This window comes from Peribacillus sp. SIMBA_075 (assembly GCF_046534585.1).
Genome location: NZ_JAWRYN010000854.1, coordinates 1 through 262, shown reverse-complemented (window position 1 = coordinate 262; position 262 = coordinate 1). Strand labels below are relative to the sequence as shown.

General features: G+C 58.0%; 1 protein-coding gene. It reads right to left on the bottom strand.

The features are described 5' to 3' along the window. Nucleotides 1–9 precede the first annotated feature (9 nt). A partial coding sequence (locus tag SB775_RS30660; RefSeq protein WP_000696867.1) for a phage tail assembly protein T occupies nucleotides 10–262 on the bottom strand: 253 nt, incomplete at its 5' end.

Sequence of the window (262 nt, the reverse complement as noted above, 5' to 3'; positions counted from 1 at the left end):
CCTACCGGTTCAGCCATACCGGACTCCTCCTGCGATCCCTTCTGATACTGTCATCAGCATTACGTCATCCTCCGTCATGTCCGCCACATCCGGGGAAGCGGGGATAACTTCATTCCCGTCCGGGCCAAAGCGGACACCTCCGGCAAGCCCTGCCGCTTTCTGCATCAGCACATCATCTTCAGGCTCTTCGTCAGCCTCGCGCCGGTTCAGCAGACTGAAATCCAGCGGATGCATATCCGGATCGCTGAAAAACAGGCTGAGC